At 61.9% G+C, this 18,308-nt stretch carries 17 protein-coding genes; 7 read left to right on the top strand and 10 right to left on the bottom strand.

Features of this window, described 5'->3' with window-relative positions; all coding sequences use genetic code 11:
• Positions 1-2: 2 nt before the first annotated feature.
• From ACUJ46_RS09860 to ACUJ46_RS09845, 4 genes are all read right to left on the bottom strand, one after another.
• Positions 3-2,261, bottom strand: coding sequence for a TonB-dependent receptor (locus ACUJ46_RS09860; protein ID WP_445390311.1), 2,259 nt, complete (start codon positions 2,259-2,261; stop codon positions 3-5).
• Between the two features lie 65 nt (positions 2,262-2,326).
• A complete protein-coding gene (locus ACUJ46_RS09855) occupies positions 2,327-3,256 on the bottom strand; it encodes a hypothetical protein (protein WP_445390310.1) in 930 nt (309 codons plus the stop codon).
• Positions 3,256-4,758 (bottom strand): flavin monoamine oxidase family protein, encoded by a 1,503-nt coding sequence (locus tag ACUJ46_RS09850; protein ID WP_445390309.1) that lies wholly within the window; start codon positions 4,756-4,758, stop codon positions 3,256-3,258. Before ACUJ46_RS09850 ends, ACUJ46_RS09855 begins: the two co-directional genes overlap by 1 nt.
• A gap of 143 nt (positions 4,759-4,901) precedes the next feature.
• On the bottom strand, positions 4,902-5,768 hold the full coding sequence (locus ACUJ46_RS09845) for a LytTR family DNA-binding domain-containing protein (protein ID WP_445390308.1): 867 nt from the start codon (positions 5,766-5,768) through the stop codon (positions 4,902-4,904).
• Positions 5,769-6,387: 619 nt separating this feature from the next.
• On the opposite strand from ACUJ46_RS09845, the gene ACUJ46_RS09840 reads away from it, so the two are divergent.
• The 5 genes from ACUJ46_RS09840 to ACUJ46_RS09820 all read left to right on the top strand — a co-directional run bounded on the left by ACUJ46_RS09840 (position 6,388) and on the right by ACUJ46_RS09820 (position 11,913).
• Positions 6,388-7,053 carry a TetR/AcrR family transcriptional regulator gene (locus ACUJ46_RS09840; RefSeq protein WP_445390307.1) on the top strand — a complete coding sequence of 222 codons (666 nt, stop codon included), beginning with the start codon at positions 6,388-6,390 and terminating at the stop codon, positions 7,051-7,053.
• 135 nt (positions 7,054-7,188) lie between these two features.
• Positions 7,189-9,477 (top strand): TonB-dependent receptor, encoded by a 2,289-nt coding sequence (locus tag ACUJ46_RS09835; protein WP_445390306.1) that lies wholly within the window; start codon positions 7,189-7,191, stop codon positions 9,475-9,477.
• 25 nt (positions 9,478-9,502) lie between these two features.
• Entirely contained in the window at positions 9,503-10,294 is a 792-nt protein-coding gene (locus ACUJ46_RS09830; protein ID WP_445390305.1) for an SDR family NAD(P)-dependent oxidoreductase, read from the top strand.
• 10 nt (positions 10,295-10,304) lie between these two features.
• Positions 10,305-10,832 (top strand): cupin domain-containing protein, encoded by a 528-nt coding sequence (locus ACUJ46_RS09825; RefSeq protein WP_445390304.1) that lies wholly within the window; start codon positions 10,305-10,307, stop codon positions 10,830-10,832.
• A 37-nt stretch (positions 10,833-10,869) separates the two neighbouring features.
• Positions 10,870-11,913: a zinc-binding dehydrogenase gene (locus ACUJ46_RS09820; RefSeq protein ID WP_445390303.1), complete on the top strand. Its 1,044-nt coding sequence runs from the start codon at positions 10,870-10,872 to the stop codon at positions 11,911-11,913.
• Positions 11,914-12,005: 92 nt separating this feature from the next.
• Here ACUJ46_RS09820 and ACUJ46_RS09815 read toward each other — a convergent pair whose 3' ends face one another.
• From ACUJ46_RS09815 to ACUJ46_RS09805, 3 genes are all read right to left on the bottom strand, one after another.
• Entirely contained in the window at positions 12,006-12,695 is a 690-nt protein-coding gene (locus ACUJ46_RS09815; protein WP_445390302.1) for a TetR/AcrR family transcriptional regulator, read from the bottom strand.
• Between the two features lie 139 nt (positions 12,696-12,834).
• A complete protein-coding gene (locus ACUJ46_RS09810; protein ID WP_445390301.1) occupies positions 12,835-13,650 on the bottom strand; it encodes a phytanoyl-CoA dioxygenase family protein in 816 nt (271 codons plus the stop codon).
• Positions 13,647-14,495 (bottom strand): phytanoyl-CoA dioxygenase family protein, encoded by an 849-nt coding sequence (locus ACUJ46_RS09805; RefSeq protein WP_445390300.1) that lies wholly within the window; start codon positions 14,493-14,495, stop codon positions 13,647-13,649. Before ACUJ46_RS09805 ends, ACUJ46_RS09810 begins: the two co-directional genes overlap by 4 nt.
• A 147-nt stretch (positions 14,496-14,642) precedes the next feature.
• On the opposite strand from ACUJ46_RS09805, the gene ACUJ46_RS09800 reads away from it, so the two are divergent.
• A complete protein-coding gene (locus tag ACUJ46_RS09800; protein ID WP_445390299.1) occupies positions 14,643-15,017 on the top strand; it encodes a VOC family protein in 375 nt (124 codons plus the stop codon).
• 160 nt (positions 15,018-15,177) lie between these two features.
• Here ACUJ46_RS09800 and ACUJ46_RS09795 read toward each other — a convergent pair whose 3' ends face one another.
• Genes ACUJ46_RS09795 through ACUJ46_RS09785 form a run of 3 tightly spaced genes read right to left on the bottom strand, consistent with a single transcriptional unit; the run spans position 15,178 to position 17,215 of the window.
• Positions 15,178-15,804, bottom strand: coding sequence for a YceI family protein (locus ACUJ46_RS09795; RefSeq protein WP_445390298.1), 627 nt, complete (start codon positions 15,802-15,804; stop codon positions 15,178-15,180).
• A 33-nt stretch (positions 15,805-15,837) separates the two neighbouring features.
• On the bottom strand, positions 15,838-16,389 hold the full coding sequence (locus tag ACUJ46_RS09790; RefSeq protein WP_445390297.1) for an NADPH-dependent FMN reductase: 552 nt from the start codon (positions 16,387-16,389) through the stop codon (positions 15,838-15,840).
• 31 nt (positions 16,390-16,420) lie between these two features.
• Positions 16,421-17,215 (bottom strand): DODA-type extradiol aromatic ring-opening family dioxygenase, encoded by a 795-nt coding sequence (locus ACUJ46_RS09785; RefSeq protein ID WP_445390296.1) that lies wholly within the window; start codon positions 17,213-17,215, stop codon positions 16,421-16,423.
• Positions 17,216-17,303: 88 nt separating this feature from the next.
• On the opposite strand from ACUJ46_RS09785, the gene ACUJ46_RS09780 reads away from it, so the two are divergent.
• Positions 17,304-18,212, top strand: coding sequence for a LysR family transcriptional regulator (locus ACUJ46_RS09780; RefSeq protein ID WP_445390295.1), 909 nt, complete (start codon positions 17,304-17,306; stop codon positions 18,210-18,212).
• The last annotated feature ends 96 nt before the right edge of the window (positions 18,213-18,308 follow it).

Below are 18,308 nucleotides of genomic sequence, written 5' to 3'. Positions count from 1 at the left end.
GGTCAGAAGTTGACGGAGGTGGTGATGCCTACGCGGCGCGGCGTGAGTAGCGTATAGGCGAACGCGAACGGCGTTCCGCCAGCGGTCAGATCGCGGTAACGCTGTGCCGACGCGAAGCCCTGTTTGTTGAACAGGTTCTCGACGAACAGGCTCACGCGGATCTTTTCGCTGTGCGCAGAGACGCGGGCATTGACCAGCGCATAGTCACCCATCCAGGCAAGGTTGCTCTCGTCGGTGTAGCGCTTGCCCATGTAGGTCAGGTCAGCGCGCGTCGTGACGTTCCAGTCGTCGGTCAGCGGAGCGGTGTGCGATGCGCCGAACGATGCCTGGACCTTCGGGAAGCGCGGGCCCTGCTTGCCGGTCGCGTCTGCATTGCCGGTGACCTGTTCGATATAGACCGAGTTGAACTCGGTGTACTTCGCATCGGTGAACGCGAAGCTGCCTTCGAGGCTGAGCTGCGGAGTGACCGCGAAGCTCGATTCCAGCTCAACGCCGCGGATACGCGAGGAACCGCTGTTCGCCGCCACATCAAGCTGGCCGATCTGGCCCGCTGCATCCTCAGGCGAACGGAACACCTGCACGCGCGACACCTGATCCTGCCAGTTCATCTGATAGACGGCGAAATTGGCGGTCAGGCGATTGTCGAGCCAGCTGGTCTTGAGGCCGAACTCATAGTTGTTCAGCTTCTCTTCCTCCAGCGCGATGCCGACGCCATATTCATCGGCAATGAACGCAAGCTGTGTTGCGGTCAGGCCGGCGATGTTTGCGTTGAACTGCTGCGGCTTGTTGCCCTGGCTGAACAAGGCATAGGCCATGATGTCCTCGGTCGGCTTCCAGTCGAGGATGACGCGGGGCAGAACCACCTTGTTCTCGCCCGAAAGGGTACGCCGCGCCGCGCCCTGGCCACCTTCGTTGCTGACCTCGTCTTTCTGCCAGCGCAGTTCGCCGCTCATCGACAGGTTTTCAAGAATCCTGAACGTTGCCGAGCCGAAGATTGCAAGGTTCTTCGCTCGCGCGACATCCGGGATCTGCGAAGCCGGGGTCGTCGAGAAATCGGGGCCGAAGGAATAGATGGCGTTCTGCGAGAAATGGCCGTCATAATAATAGGCGCCGACCAGCCAGCGCAGGCGCTGATCGTCGGGCGAGGACAGGCGAACTTCAAACGAATTGTCGCGGAAGTTCTGGAATGTGGCGAGGCCGTAGAGCGGCTGCGCGGTCAGGTCGGCGTCGATTGTATCGACGTTGTTGTCCTTGTAGTGCGCATAGGAGCCGGTAAGCGTGTAGCCGCCCCCGAAGTCCCAGCTTCCCTGCGCGCTGAACAGGTCGGCGTCACGATTGAAGCCGAATTCCTCGACGTTCCAGCGGTTCGGCGCGACGACGGTATTGAGTGCGAACGCCTTGATGACAGGCAACTCGCCACAATAGAATTTACGTGTGCCGGTGCCGAACGGACCACAGTTCAGCATGTTCGAGCCGATTTGCGCCGAAGCGATGGAGCCGTCATCGTCCTTGATGTTGATGTAGCGGAGCTTCAGCTCCAGGGTGTCGGTCGGACGTGCGATCAGCGATGCGTTGAAGTTCCGGCTCTCCTGCGCACCAAGCTTACCGCCGGTGACGCTGTTCGTGAACGGACCCTCGTTGCTGTAATAGCGTGCCGAGCCGCGGAAGAAGAGCCTGTCCTCGATCAGCGGCACCGAGATGCTGCCCGACACGTCGTAATAGCCCATCGTTGCCGCCGTCGCGGTGATGCGCGTTTCGATCTGGTTGCCAGGATCCTTGGTCGTGAAGTTGATCGCACCGCCGAAGGTCTGGCGCCCGAAGAAGGCGCTCTGCGGCCCCTTGATCACTTCAACCTGCGCGATGTCGTTGAAGTCCAGCGACTGGATCGTGCCCGGGAAATAGATTCCGTCGACGAAGAACGATGCGTTCTGGCGCGTCGGATTGTTGGTGTTGATGTCGAGGCCGCGGATACGCGCAGCGCTGCCCTGGCGCGAACCGGCATTCTCGAAGTGCCAGCCCGGCGTGAACTGGGTGAGTTGCTCGACATTGGCAATGCCGGCTTCCTCGATCTTCTTCGAATCGACTGCTGTGATCGTCAGCGGGATATCCTGCAGTGATTCCGAACGCTTGCGGGCAGTAACGACGATCTCGCCAAGCGCGAAGCCGCTATTTTCCGCAGCAGGCGACGCAGACGATTCCGAATTCTGGGCATATGCCGGAGCAGCGCTGAATATCAGCGCGTTGGCGGCGGTCAAAAGCATGAATCTGGTTCGCATATAATCCCGTTCCCTGTCTTTTGTTTTCGTTATTGAATCTCTCCGCCCGTTCAGGCTGGTCTTGAATTGCAGTTGATCATTGCCCAGCCGAGATTCAGGCTGATGCTGTTGTTGTCGGTGTCGCTGGTGACGAGCGCGACAGAGCTTGCAGCGCCCGCTTCGCGCAGACGCAGCAGCAGGAATTCACCGTCTCGCTGATAATAGGGATAACGCTGGCGACGGAGCTGGAGCTGGTAGCGCTTGCCGTCGCGCGGGCTATCCAGATCCATCACGTCGCCTAGATCGTGCCGGTTCTCGAAGACGTAGGCCTTGTCCGCTTTCGAGGGGCGCAGATAGCTGTCGGCAAACATGTTTGCCGTGCAGGTAAAGGTCCGCGCCTTGTAGAAGGCCGTCGGCGTCAGCTCGGCCTTGCCGGTGGTTCGCTCGCGCAGATAGGTCTCCGGCCCCAGCCACATCTGCTTGTCGGCCTGCACGCCGGTCGCCGTTCCGCATGCCCCGGGCGCGGTGCCCTCCAGCTGCGCGCCGCGGTTGTACAAAACGATATCGCAGGCCGGTTCCGGCGCAAGCATGGTCGCCCGGATAACCGCCGGATCCGCCGCGCCGTTCAGCCGGAAATGGCGGACTGCGATCCCTTCGGCCGGCTTCATCGATTCGAAGAGGACGACATATGCCGTAGGAGGCTGCGCCCGATCATCGTCGGGATATTCCCGGACGAGGAATGCGCTGCCCCCCAACACGCCCTCGGGAAGCCGGCTATGGATGCGGTGGACGCGCCCGCGGCGAGCTTGCGCGGGAATCTTCGAGCGCGGATCGGTTTCGAACCAGACCTGAAGGTCGTTGTTGAATTCGCCTTCGAACCATTCGGTGGCGAGCGTCAGGTCGCGCGCGTTGCGATCGTCGGTCAGCCCTTCGGGGCCAGCCGTCGAAGCAGCCGGGACCAGTGCTGCCGCCAGCAGAGCCAGAAGACCGCGTGCCAGCATCACAGGACGTCCAGAACTTCGAGCGCCACGCGCTCGCCGGATTCGAACGCACCTTCCATGCCGCGCTCGAGCACAGCGGTATGCTCGCCGCAGAAATGGGTGAGTCCGTGGCTGTCGCGCATCAACGGCGCGAAGCGGATTACCTGGCCGGGCTGCCAATAGACCCAGTCGCCCGACCCATGCGGATCGCGGTGGCAGGCCTGGATGGTGATCGGCTCCAGCGCACCTTCCGTCGCCGGCAGCACTTCGGCCAGCGTCTTCATCGTCCAGTCATAGACCTGGCGATCGTCCATGAAGCTGAACTTCAGCGCCTGCTCGCCATTGATGAAGGCGATGCCGACTTGCGGCATCTGGCCGCCCTCGACACCCCATTCGAGCGAAGCGAAGCGCTCGATCGGCGTGTCGGTCCAGATCGACCGCGGGCTGTCCGCATGCGGCCACCACGGGCGCAGATATTTGAAGAAGACCTGGAGCGAGAGGCCGTAATCAACCTCGTTGATTGCGCGCCAGAGCTCGCCCTTGATGGGGGGATCGAACAGCATGTCGCGCAACACCCGCAGCGGCGCCGAACAGATCACGCGTTTCGCTTCATGGCGGCTGCCGTCGGCACAGCCGACGATCGCATAGCCTTCGCGCTGCGAGACGGAGACCACGGTCTTGCCGTGTTCCACCGGTTTTTGCAGCGCCTCTGCCATCCGCGCCGGCAGACGCGAATTTCCGCCCTCGATCATGTAGGCTTCGGGCTCTTTGCGCTGTGCCGACAAGTTGGAGTTGAAGCTGCCGACATTGTATCGGCGCAGTTCGTGCAGCGCCGAAGTCGTATCGATCCGCCCGGTGTGGATTACCACGTCCATGAGCCGGATCGCCTCGTCCGATAAGCCGCGCTGGCGCAGATAGTCCGAATGCGGAATGTCGTACTTCGCCATTTCCGGTCTCAGCCACGCATCGAGCGGCTGGTCGGCCAGCGGATTGTTGCGGTTGGAAAGCACCGGCAGCATCACGTTGGGCAGGATGCGGCGATCGTCGCCCTGGAGCGGGTTGAGCCGGTGGTCGGCCCATTCCGCCTCACGGATCGTCTCGCCACGGATGTTGAACAGCCACTCGCGCTTCATGTTGCTGCCCCGCGCCGGGATCAGCTTCATGCCCAGCGACTGGGCGCGATCGATCATGCGTGCATAATTGCTGCCGATCAGCTCGCCTGCGGCCTCGGGGCGGCCCGGCACGTCCATCAGCGTATAAACGCGACCGCCCACGCGCTTGCGGCCTTCCAGCACGAGCACGTCAGCGCCCTGTTCTTCCAGCATCAATGCTGCATGGAGGCCCGAAAGCCCCGCGCCGATGACGATCACGTCATGGCGCTTTTTCCCGCCCTTGGCCTGAGCGCCCGTGCTGATCAGCCCTGTTGCCAGCAGCGCCGCGCCGCTCTGCAAAAGCGATCGCCGGCCGATTGCCGATCCTTCCACCTGCGGTGCAGTGTCTAGCTCATACGTGGCCACGTCCATGATCCTTCTGGCGACAGGTAAATCTGACAATGTCGTGTCAGCAGGCTTGCAAGGTTATTCCGGGCTTGCACGTAAAACCGGCGGATTTTCGTGAGTTAGAAATTCGCGAAGCTGTTTTTCGCGAATTTCGAAGGCCCGTTTGGCTATTTCTGCGCGGCCGTTTCGGTGCTCGCCACAGCGAGAAGCACTGCGTCGCGATAGGCGGCGCTCACTGGAAGGCGGCGCCCGTCGCTGAGATGCAGCGACGACCGGCCCGATCCGCCTTCGAGGCCGCGTATGTGGCTGCGCGCCGCCCAGTGCGAGCGATGAACCCGCATCCCGTCGCAACGTTCCAGCAACTCAAGCGCCTGCGCGAAGCGGCCATGGAAGCGCGCGTTGCCATTCAGCGAATGGACGCGGACATAATGGTCCTCGGCCGACGCCGAGATCAGAGCGCCCTCTTGGAGCCCGTCCAGATATTTACGCAGCGATGTAGCCGCGCGCGATCCGCCAGCCTGCATTTCAACTGCGCGTTCGCCCGACAGGAAACGGTCGCTGCTCAGCCGATCCGCCACCAGGGTCGCCAACACCCACAAGGCAACGAAGGCGAGGTACGCCAGTTGCCAGTCGATGAAATTGCCCAGCCCGGTCGGGAATGGCGGCGCGACCCGTTCTATGGAAAGGTCGAAAAGCCGCGCGAAAGCGAACGCGAAATAGCTGTTGATCGGACGATATAGGTTCAGCGAGATCACAGCGCTCGCCACGCTCAGCAGCACGAAGCGCCGCCCGGTCACTGGCGCGTCGATGATCCTGCGCCCTGCCACCTGTATCGCATAGGTGAAAAGCCAGATTCCCGGGGTCATCAGGGTCCAGTAGAGCAGCCCGACGCTGCGCGCCGGCCACGGTTTGAGCATCCCCACGCCGTTCCAACCCAGGATCAGAGCCATGCACAGCGGGACGAGCAGCAGGAAGGTGATCTTCAGATGCAGATCCGGCACCTTTCTGAGTTGGCCGGCAACGCCATATCCCATTACTGTCGTCACTATGCCTCGATAGTTCGCCTGAACTTTCTCACCGCTAGCCAGTCCCGCGGCTCAAGCGTCTGCATATCACAGCCGTTTTGTCTGGACAAATTCTCCGTACTCGGCGGTCATCCGATGACACTCCTGATGGCCCTTCTGCTGTTTCCCGAAAACCCGGAATGCCCCGCTCCCGGTCGAACGGCAGCGAAATGGCTTTAGGGGCACTTGTCGTAGCGGGTTGCGATGGTTCAAAAGTGCCTGATGCAGTTGAAGAAGCGTGACGCGCCATCTGGGTCGACCCCGATCGCCGCAGCGCCTTCATCCAGCGACTCCAGGAGTTGGCAACGACCGCGTACGCCGGTCAGTCTGCAGCCATCGTCGACTGCGCGCTGTTTAAGCGCGTGCAGGCGCAGATCGGGCAGGTCAGGTATGAGCGGCAGTTCCAGTCATCAGCTGCGAGAGCAGTGCCATTGAGAGTCCGACATAGGGTCCGGATGGCGTCGCCCTGGCTTGGGTCGAACACGCAGCCTCGGTCCTTGGCGAGAATTCCCTGGAGGCAGAATTCAGATGGCGCGTGCATGTTTATTGGATGGTTGGCACATGCGGCTGAGCCAGTCATAGGTATTTCATGCCTCCCAGCTCAACCCGCACAGCGTCACGAGAGCGTCGCCTGACGCCACGCGGAGCCGATACGCGCGCCCGCATCCTGGATGCGACCATCACATGCATTGTCAGGTCGGGTTTCGCGACCATGACAATCGAGGATGTGATGGCCGAGGCCGGGATCAGCCGGGGGTCTGTTCTGCACCAGTTTCCCAATCGCACCGAACTGTCCGTCGAAACAGCGAAGGTCGCGATGGCAGCCGTTGTCCGCAAGGCGCGCGAACTGGCGTCCCGGATCGAGGATCCGTTCCAGAGGCTCTGCGAATATGGCCAGATCGTCTGGGAAACCCACGCCATGAAGGAAGGTCTGGCGCTGACGGAGATCCTGCAGGCGACACGCTGGGACAAGGCACTGGCACTGGCGATCATGCCGATCATCCGGGAAGCCGAGGCACAGGTGGCAATCGAACTGGTTGCGCTTGCAAGGAATGCCGGGATTCCAGACCCCGAGGTGATGATTGCCCGAGGCTGGCTTCTGGTGGCGAGCGCGCGCGGCCTGATCATAGAAAGCCGGCTCGGGTTCGAGCGCCCCATGATCGAGCAGGCCATTGCCGAGATGAAGGAAAGCCACCGTCGTTACTGCCAGCGGCTGGCAACACTGGCGGAAGAGAGAGGCTGTGGTCAAACCTGATTAGTCTTTCTTGACTAGAATTCTGCGCATCCTTATCCCCATTCGGAATAGGCCAAAGGGGAGTTTGGCCATGGGGAGGAAAAATCGATGCAAGTGTCAGTTTCGAAGGCATATCTGTGCGTCGGCGCGGCTCTGGTGGCTCTTTCGGCCCCGGCGTACGCGCAGGAGTCGGTTGGGGTCGACGGCAGCACTGCCACCACCCCGGCGGACACGGCGGAAGCCTCCGGTGTCTCGGCAGATATCATCGTGACCGCCCAGAGGCGCGCGCAGTCCGTGAACTCCGTCCCGATGTCCATTACCGCGATCGGCGGGGATGATCTCATTGCGCGCGGCATCAATTCCACCGCCGACCTCGTCCGCATGGTGCCGGGCCTGACCTTTACGCAGAGCCAGGTTTCCACACCGGTCTACTCGCTCAGAGGTGTCGGCTTTTACGATTCGACCCTTTCCGCTTCGCCAGCGGTCAGTGTCTATGTGGATGAAGTGCCGCTGCCTTTTGCCATCCTGACAGCCGGCGCAAGCTTGGACATTTCGCGTGTCGAAGTGCTCAAGGGGCCACAAGGCACGCTCTACGGCCAGAATGCGACAGGCGGCGCCATCAATTATATTTCGGCCAAGCCGTCCGACATGCGCGAGGCAGGCATCGATGCCACCCTCGGCCGTTTCGGCGCCTATGACATAGCCGGATTTGTCAGCGCGCCTGTCACGGGCACGCTGGGTATCAGGGTTGCTGCGAAAACCGAGCAGGGCGGTGTCTGGCAACGCAATTATCTGCGCGACGACAGCCTTGGCGCCTCACGCCGTTTCACAGGTCGGGCAATTGCTGTCTGGGAGCCCGTGGACGGGCTTGTCGTGACAGCAAACGTCAATGGCTGGCGCGACCGCTCGGACGTGCAGGCGCCGCAACTGCTGGGGCACACATCCTATAACCCTGCCGGTGCATATCCCTATGTTCTGGCGGTGCCATTGGCGCCCGAGGATGCTCGGGCGTCAAACTGGACCGACAGCCTGCCCATGCGACGCGATGACGATTTCTATCAGGCGTCCGTCCGTGTGGATTATGCCTTGAACGCGGACATCAAGCTGACCTCCATTTCTTCCTGGCTGCGTTTCACCACCGACGCGACCCAGGACATGGACGCGACGCAGTATCGGCAACTTGACAGCAATACGCCCGGGACAATCCGCAGTTTCTATCAGGAACTGCGCCTGGTTGGTGATTCGGGGCCGGCACGCTGGATCGTCGGCGCCAACTACGGGCGCGAGGCGGCCTATGAGCAGCAGATCCTCGACACATATGATCTCAGCAGCAATGTCATCATTCCGGGTCTGCCGATCCTCAGCCGTTCCGGTGTTTACACTGACCAGCGGATCGGAACCTATGCCGGATATGCAAACCTGGAATATGACCTGAGCGAGCAGCTTACCGCGCAGGCCGGGATCCGTTACACCCGCAACATCCGTGAATTCGAAGGGTGCGGGTATGACGCCGATGGCACCACGCATCTGAGCTTCAACATATTGACGACGCTCTTCACCGGAGCGCCGCCCATCAATGCAATCGGGCCCGGAAGTTGCCTGACCTTCAGCCCCGAGTTTCAGCCATCGCTCATCGAAGACCGTCTCTCGCAGGACAATGTTTCTTGGCGCGGCGGCTTGACCTACACGTTCCCGAACCGTGCGATCATCTACGCCAACATCTCCCAGGGCTGGAAGGCGGGTGGTTTTCCTACAGTTCCGGCTTCGTCCTTTGTCGGATTCGAGGCTGCCACGCAGGAATCGCTTCTGGCTTATGAAGCGGGTGTGAAATTGCCCCTGGCAGATCGCGCGGTGCAGTTGAATGCGTCGGTTTTTTACTATGACTACAATGACAAGCAGGTCAGGGGCCGCATTCTCGATCCGATCTTCGGCTTGCTTGAACGCCTTGTGAATGTTCCGGAATCCCATGTTCTGGGGGCAGAGGCGAGTGTGTCGATCAACCCGGGCAATGGCCTGACAGCGAACATCGCCGGCACCTGGCTCAAGGCAGAGATCGATACATTCTCGGGCTACAATGGCGTCGGGATCGACGCGGACTGGTCAGGGTCCCCGATGCCTTTCACGCCTGAATGGCAGGGCATGGCCGATGTCGATTATCGCTGGTCCCTGAACGGTGAATGGGATGCCACTGTCGGGGCAAGCGTCAATGTGAACAGCACTTCCAGTTCCACCTTCGGCGACCCGGACATACTGTCAATCAATGCGCGCACCCTTGTCGACCTTCGTGCCGGCATCGAAAGTGCCGACCGGAAACTCCGCCTGCAACTGTGGGGGCGCAACATCTTCAACAGCTATTACTGGCACACGACGTTCCAGGCCGACAGTGTCTGGCGCATGGCCGGGAAGCCGGCCACCTACGGTATAAGCCTGGGCTGGCGTTACTGATCAACGAGGGGTGGGGAGAACTGAAATGCGGTTTCAAGGCAGGGTTGCCATCGTGACAGGTGGCGCTTCGGGTATAGGGGCAGCCTTCGCGAGGCGTGTGCACCGGGAAGGTGGGTCGGTCATGATTGCCGATATCGATGGTGCCAAAGGTGCGGCGCTGGCCGCGAACCTTGGCGACCGGGCCACCTTTCGCACTGTCGATGTGGCCGATGCCGAGGCGCTCGCGGCGCTCGCCGATGCTACTGTCGAGCAGTTCGGCGCCATCGACATCCTCTACAACAATGCCGGGATCGGCAATTTCGGCCTGACACCGGACCTGCCTGTCGAGCAGTGGCGGCGCTGTCTTGCTGTCAACCTCGACGCGGTATTTTTCGGCTGCCGCGCTGTCATTCCGCACATGCGCAGCCGCGGAGGCGGAGCCATAGTCAACACGGCTTCAGCCTCGGGCCTCGCCGCCGACTATGGCTTTACAGCCTATAATGCAGCGAAGGCAGGTGTCATCAACTACACGCGCAGCCTCGCGATCGATCACGCACGGGATGGAATTCGCGCCAACAGCATCTGTCCCGGCCCTGTCGATACCCCGATCCTGACGACGGGCGTGGACGCAATTCCCGGCCTTCGCGCCGAGTGGGAGGCCGTAGTACCGTCCAGGCGCTTTGCCACGCCGGACGAGATTGCGGCCGTTGCCGCCTTTCTCGCTTCGGATGACGCGAGCGCCATCACTGGCGCCGCTATTCCGGTCGACGGCGGCCTCACCGCCCATACCGGCCAGCCAGATCTTCGGGATCGCATGGCGGCCGCTGCATCTGCCTGAGGAGGTTCTCATGGAAACCAGGACTGAAAACACACCCCGCTTCAGCATCTTTCGTCGTGCCGACGCACCCGCCTATTCCGAGACCGAATGCATAGAGATGGTGGGGCTTACCGACATCATCGAGAATGGGATCGCGCGCGCCGGCGAGGCCGGGGACAGTGACGGGCAGGAGGTGAGGCTGCTTTTTTCGATGCCCGGCATGAGCCTTACCTATGCATGGTTCAAGAGCGGATTCCCCCTGCCGCTCCACACTCACAACGCGGACTGCCTTTATTACATCATTGCCGGCAGCCTGCGGATGGGAACCGAGGAACTGGGGCCGGGTGACGGCTTCTTTGTAGGAAGCGACGTTCCATACAGCTACAAGCCCGGGCCCAATGGGGTGGAGGTGCTCGAGTTCCGGACATCCGACAGGTTCGACATCCGTTTCCTGGGCAAGACGAAGGTCTTCTGGGACAAGACCGTGCAGGCCCTGAAGGCGGAGCATCCCAACTGGATCGGGCAACCTCGTCCGTCCGAACTGCCGGCGGGGGTCTGAGGCGATGCGTGCAGTCGTACGGCGGGGACCGACGCTGATGCTGGCGGATGTCCCGGATGCGGTGCCCGGCGAGGGGCAGGTGGTGGCGAAGACCCTTGCCTGCGGAATTTGTGGATCAGACCTTCACGCCGTGCATCATCTCGAGCATGGCGTGGAAATGAGCCTGCGCTCCGGCGCTGCGGACACCATCGATCCATCCATGGACCTCGTGCTGGGACATGAATTCTGCGCTGAGATCCTGGATCATGGCCCCGGCACGGACAGGCGGCTTCGGGCGGGAACCAGGGTTGTCTCGACCCCTTTCAACTTCGGGCCCATCGGTCCGGAACTGATCGGCTTTTCCACACGCTATCGCGGGGCGTTCGCTGAAAGGCTGGTTCTGACCGAGGCCTTGCTGCTGCCTGTTCCGAATGGCCTGAAGGCAGAAGCAGCAGCCCTGACCGAGCCGCTATCGGTCGGTACACACGCTGTCGCCGTGGCAAACCCCGACAGGAATTCGGTTGCACTTGTCGTCGGGTGCGGGCCGATCGGGCTGGCAGTGATCGTGGCGCTCAGGCGTCGCGGAGTCGGACCGATCATCGCAGCGGATTTTTCGCCGGCGCGAAGGGCCCGTGCGGAGAAACTGGGCGCTGACATCGTGGTGGATCCGGCGGTTTCCTCCCCGCATGCGAACTGGTCTTCGCTTGACGTGCCAGCGACACTGGCGGAATTCAGCCTGGCGCAACTTTCAGGCCGCTCGCTCAGGGACGCGCTGATATTCGAGTGCGTCGGCGTTCCCGGCATGCTCCAGAACCTGATCGAGAATGCCCCGCCGACGGCGCATGTGGTCGTGGTCGGCGCCTGCCAGGAAGATGACCGCATCCTGCCCGTTATAGCCATCAACAAGCAGCTTCGCTTCACATTTGTCTTCGCCTACACGCCGGACGAGTTTGCGGAGACATTGCAGGCACTTGGGGAGGGCGTGATCGATCCTGACATCTTCCTCACCGGTGAAGTGGGGCTGGCAGAAACAGCTGCCGCCTTCGCCCGGCTTGAATCCCCGGGTAACGACGTGAAGATCATGGTTCAGCCCTGGCGATGAAGCCAGATCTGCAGATTCTGTATCATGTGTTGGATCGCATGTCTGTCGGATCCAGCTTTAGGTTCACCCAATGTCTTGCTAATAATGTCTTGCTAATGAGGCGATATCGTTGCTGCGAATCGTTCAGAGAGGTAAGAACTGTAGCTTGATAGGCAGCAGGTGTGAAGAAGCAGCGCAAATCCTCCGAAGAGTTCGTGGCGCAATTCATCGATACTGATATCGCCGCTTGACCAGCCTAGGATTCCGCTCGTCATGATGTGAGCCATGGTTCGCGCCAGAAGGTGCAGGTTGACGGATTTCTTCAGTGCTCCTTGCGCCGCCATTCCGGATACCAGCTTATGGTAGATCTCTGTTCGCGGCTCGATAAGCCCTTTTCGCAGCTCCGTAGGCGTCGGGGCTGAAATGAGCTGCATCATTGTTCTGTAGAAACCGGGCTCCCGGGAATAAAGCGCGCAAACCATGTCGATGAAGTCAAATACTCTCGAAACCCTGTTTTCAGACTCCACTGAATCGAATTTCTTCAGGAACATTTCCAGGTCGGCGTTGTAAACCTCAAGCAGGACGCCGGTCTTTGTGCCGAAGAGATTGTAGGGCGTTGTCGGGCTGCAACCTGCACGCTTTGCAAGCACCCGCATCGAGAAGCCGTCCTCGCCCGTTTCTTCAAGCATTTGTCTGGCTGTCCGGATGATGTGCTGCTTGCGGGAGGCCTTGCCCTGCTCTCGACGGGTCTGGCCTTGATGCTCATCCGAATTCGGCACCATCGCTCCCTCACTACCGTGCATGGCAGGGGCTTATCTGTGGAACCCCTGAGCTGGCAAGCCTATGCCCAACAAGTGATTTTTTGATCATGGGCCGCAGCGTCGCAAGGCTGCGACCCTTGTTCGGGCAGCCCCCTTTCCCTGCAGGTGCGGGCATCTGCCCTCAAGCGGGTGACATGCCATTGACGAGCCCCAGTCCCTCGCTCTTCCATCCAAGGAGCGTGAGTGCGTCATCGCTTGCGAATTGCCGTATTTCTGGCCTTAGAGACAGGAACCAGTTCTCCTGCGGGCGATATATGTGGTTGTGATACCAGCCGAAAACGCCTGCGCGGAATATGTTCCTGCTGCGGTTGTGGCCCGTCTTGTGCCACACTCTGCTTTCAAAGATCAGGGCGGAACCGGCTGGCGCCTCCATGGCCACTGTTTCACTCTGCAATTCATCTTCCCGCGGCGCCCGGTTGAGCCTGTGGCTACCGGGGACGAAGCGTGTGGCGCCATTCTCGTCGGTGAAATCGTCCAGACACCAGGCGACATTCAGCCCCTGGGGCACAGGGGGCCAGGGCTCCGGCACGAAGATCTGATCGGCATGGAGGATCATCTCCCCCCCGCCCGGACCGGTGATGTTGGCGGACAGGTTGCCCAGAAGGGCAGGCCAGCCCAGCATTGCCTTCACATGGGAAACGGCAATGTCATGAAAGGCCAGATCCTCGAAGACCGGGTCACGGCTGAGCACATTCCACACGCGACGATTGGACAAGTCGGTTTCATAGTCCAGGCTGAACCGGGTGCTGCGCTTGCGTTGCGCATCCGATTCCGCAGCGCGATAAAGGGCATCGCGGGCCTCCATCAATTGACGCGCACTGAGTGCATCCGGAACGATGGTGAGGCCGTAGCGGCGAAGATTTTCCAGTCCTTCTTCAAAGTCCCTCGTCGGTGTAGGCACGACAAGGCCCTCGCGTTCTTCGCTATCCATCATCATCCCGCTTGTCCCTTCGCCGTGCCGGATTGCGCCTTCGTTGAAAGTTTCACGCCTTCGCCCACATTGGCCGTGATGTTCAGGCCGAGGCGTTCGCGCATCATGTCATCGAAGCCGGCCTGCAGGTCTGCTCCGAGCAGCGCATTCCAGTTCACCTGCGGGCGCAGGAAAGGCTTGCTGTAGTAAGCGAAGAGCAACGCGCGTTCCTGGTCTTTCGTGATGTTGCGGCCCGATGTGTGCCAGAGCCGCGCATCCATGCAGATGATGGAGCCGGCGGGCGCCTCGAAGGGCTGCAACTGCTCATGGGCATCCTCGGGAACATCGGCACGCCCTGTCCAGCGGTGGCTTCCGGGGATGTAAAGGGTGGCGCCATTCTCGAAACATGTGTCGGTCAGGCACCAGATGACGTTCATTGCCCATGGCGAGACCCATGGCTCCGGCACGACAAGCGACTGATCCGAATGGATTGCCATCGAGCCGGAGCCCGGAAGGGCTGTGTTGGCCGTGAAGTTGGAGATGATGAACGCATCCCCCAGAAGGGCTGCCGCAAGCCGGGTCGCCAGCGGGTGCTGGATCAGCGCGCGGAAGATCGGATCGAGTGCGAGAAGATAGAAGACCCGGACATTGCGATCATTGGGGTCGAGCTGGGGAAGAAAGGTGGGATTGCCCTGCTGCCGGCTCTTCACGGCGGCGGCGTGCAAGGCGGCCAGCGCTGCGGATGTGGCCCCGGCGTCAAGCACGTCCGGAATGATGCAGAACCCTTGCTGCCCGAGTTGCTGAACTGCGGCTTCCCATGCCGTCCGGTCAATGCCGGAACGCACGTCGGTCGACGCGGTCTGACTCGCCATAAGTCCTCCCATGCTGCCCTTCTTCGAGGGTCTTGGCCGATGCTCTGCCCGCCGTCTTTCCTTGTCAACAAGTTTGTAGCGTGCTCCAATATGTGGGGTGCAACAGGGCGCTCTGGAGTGGCAGGCGCGACAGGGGAGGACTATCCGATGACGAAGCTGGCAATGACCAAGATCGCGGTTTCGGACCTTGACGCGCAGGTGCGCTACTATGAGGCAGTCACCGGTTTCGTTGTCGTGAACGCATTCGAGGCGCCGGGCTTTGCCGAGCGCATCATGCGGCCGCGTGATAGCGAAGATGGCGCTGCTTTGGTGCTGATGAAGACAGACGGCGTCGACCCCGGCCACGGCGAGGCTGTCACGGTCTTCGAGACAGCCGATGTCGATGCGTTTGTCGAACGGGCCGTGCAGGCTGGCGGCGCGATCCTGCAGGCGCCGCAAACCCTCAGCGCACATAGCTTGCGCTTTGCCATGATCAGGGATCCGGAAGGGCATGTGATCGAGGCTTTGTCGTGGCTGGGATGATCGCGTGCCTGGGATGATCGCGTGGCGCCGGCATGTTTGCGCGCCGCCCATGCCCTCCCTCGTGCCCTGATGCCGGGCTTTCGGCGGCAACCATCGCCTCCGTGCGTGTCCTGGCGCCATCTGGCGGGCTGGAACGCACGAGGGCGTCGTGGCTGTCGGCTCAGTCTCCGGATGCGGCGACGAATTCGGCTTCCAGCTTCAGCGTCACGTCGTCGCCCAGTAGCGGCAGGCCATATTGCATGCCGAACTCCGAACGCCTGATGGTCGCCTCGCCATCGAAGCCGATTGTATAGAGCTTGCTGACAGGGTTAACCCCGGCCTGGTTGAATTGCGCCTTCATGCTGACCGGGCGGGTAACGCCGCGCAGGGTGAGCTGGCCATCGATACGGGCGGTGCGGGCGTCCAGCAGGGTGATGCGACTGGCGGTGAAGCGCGCCGTGGGGTGGTTGGCGACATCGAAGAAGTCCGCCGACTGCAGGTGCTGGTCAAGGCCCTTGTTGAATGTGCCGGCGCTGTTCATGGCGATCGTCGCGTCCAGCCGGCTGGCGGCCGGGTTCTTCACATCCAGCACCAGTGTGGCGGCCACGTCATGGAACTGTCCGACATAGGTCGAAAAGCCGAGGTGGCTGAGCGACCAGCTGATCTTTCCATGCGAGGCATCCAGCGTGTAGCGACCCGGCTGCACCTCGGCCGGGTTGCTGGTGAGCGGGCTGGCCGGCTGTGCTGCTGCCGGAAGCGAAAGCCCCGCAAGTGTGACGGCGGCGATGATGGCTGAGCGAACGGTCATGACGGGTCTCCGGGTGTAGGGCGGGATTACTGGTCAGCGCGCTGCGTGCAGGCGGACATGGGCGGCAAAGCGTTCCATCCATCCCGCCAGGAATTCACGGCTGCCGGGGCCGATGGAACCATCCGATTCCAGAAGGTCATCGGTCCATTGCACAAAGGCTTCGGGCTGGCCCAGCGTGGGCATGTCGAGGAAGGCGAGGATGGGGCGCAGATGCGCCTGCGCCATTGCCGCACCGACCTTGCCGGGCGATACGCCTATGATCCCGGCCGGCTTTCCGGCCCATATGCTCTGGCCATAGGGGCGCGAACCATGATCGATGGCGTTCTTCAGTACACCGGGGACGGAGCGATTATACTCCGGCGTCAGGAAGATGACGCCGCTGGCCCGCGCCACTGCCGCCTTGAAGGCGGATACGGCAGCCGTTGGCGCGCCATCATCATCCTGATTGTAAAGAGGCAGATCGCCGATCGGCACATTGAAAAATGCCATGTCGGCCGGGCCCAGACCGGCCAGCGCCTGCCCGAGGCGGCGGTTGAAACTCTCGCGACGCAGGCTGCCGGCGATAACGGCGATTTCGTGGGTCATTCCGTGTCTCTTTCTGTATCTTCTTGTGGGATCAATCGAAACGGAAGGCGGAGATGGCTGTTTCCAGCACCCGCTCCCGGTAGATGCTTCGCCCCGGCGCAGCGGCGGCGCCGGCGGCAACCATCAATGGTATCAGATGCTCTTCTTCAGGGTGGCACAGGCGGGCGAAGGGTGCGGCCTCCCAGTCTGCCAGAAGCGTTGCGCGCGATTGGGCAGGCTGGGCGATGGCATCCGACAGCCAGGCATCGAACGCCTCTGACGGTGCGGAGAAGCGCGGGTCGCCATAGGCCCGCATGTTGTGAAAGCTCATGCCCGACGCAATGATGAGCACGCCCGCATCGCGCAGCGGTGCCAGCGCCCGGCCGGCGGCCAGATGCAAGGACGGGTCAAGCCCGCGCTCCACCGACATTTCGACCACCGGAACATCGGCATCCGGAAAAGCCAGCATCATCGGCACGAACACGCCGTGATCAAGGCCGCGGCTGGCATCGACCCGTGCTGCAAGCCCGGCTCCGGTCAGCAGGCTGGCGGCCTTGCGGGCAACATCAGGTGCCCCCGGTGCCTCCCAGCGCAGCTGGTAGGTGTGCGGCGGAAAGCCGTAATAATCGAAGATCAGCGAAGGCCTCTGTGCTCCGGTGAAGGCAAAGCCATCGGTCTCCCAATGCGCCGACACCAGCAGGATGGCGGTTGGGGCAGCGCTCAGCTGGCGGGGCAGGCTACGCAGGAAATCGCCCATGCCTGTCCAGATCCGCTGCGGGTCGTCCATGAAGAAGCACGGGCCGCCCCCGTGGGGTATGTAGAAGGCGGGTTGTTGCATTGGGCTCATCCTCCTGCTCGCAATCCATCTAGAGAGCATGATGATGATTGATAATAAGACAGTAAGTGAAATCAGTTTCAACTGAGGGTATCAGATCATGAGCGACAGGCTGACCGCGATCGAGGTCTTCGTGCGTGCCAGCCGGCTTGGCAGCCTTTCGGCTGCGGCACGGGCGATGGGCATGTCGCCGGCGATGGCGGCGCGGCACCTCAACGCGCTGGAGGCCCGGCTGGGCGTGACGCTTGCGCACCGCAGCACGCGCCGCCTGAGCCTGACCGAGGCGGGCGCCGATTATCTCGACCGGGCCGAGCGCATTCTGGCCGAGCTTGGTGAGGTGGAAGCCGAAATTGCCGCGCGTACGGTGGCGGTGGAAGGCCTGTTGCGGATCAGTGCTCCGGCGGCGTTCGGCACGCGCCATCTTGCCGCCCTTGTGGCGAAGTTCGCGCGGCAGTACCCGGCCGTCACCATCGAGCTCGGCCTCAACGACCGCTATGTCGATCTGCTTGAGGAGGGCTGGGACATGGCCATCCGCATCGGCCATCTTGCCGACAGCAGCCTGATTGCCCGGCGCCTTGCCCCGGTGCGTCTCAGCCTCTGCGCTGCCCCGTCGTGGCTGGCAACCCACGGCCTGCCGCGCACGCTGCATGATCTGCAGACGTGCGATTGCCTTGGCTACACATTGTCACCCCATACCGGCGTATCGCACTGGAGCTTCGGTCGCGACGGCCGCATCCGGGTAGCGGTGCGTACCGTGCTGCGCGTCAACAGCGGTGAATTGCTGGTGCAGGCGGCGATCGCCGGTCAGGGCCTTGTCTATGCGCCGCGCTTCCTCACGGCCGAAGCCTTGTCGGATGGCCGCCTCATGGCGATCACCCTGGATCAGCCCATGATGGATCTGGGCGCCATTCACGCCATCACGCACCCCAGCCGACGCCCGGCCGCGAAAACCCGCGCCTGGGTCGATTTCCTGGTGCGTGAGATCGGCGCGATGGGCGCGGACTGGTAGCAGGGCCAACGCCATCGGCCGTTCGACTATCGCCAGTTCAGGCTGAACGTGGCGCCCTGTTGGCCCGGGGCAGATGGTCGGTGCCGATACCATGCG

The sequence above is a fragment of the Sandaracinobacteroides sp. A072 genome (genome assembly GCF_052616365.1).
This window is presented reverse-complemented; position numbering and strand designations above follow the sequence as displayed.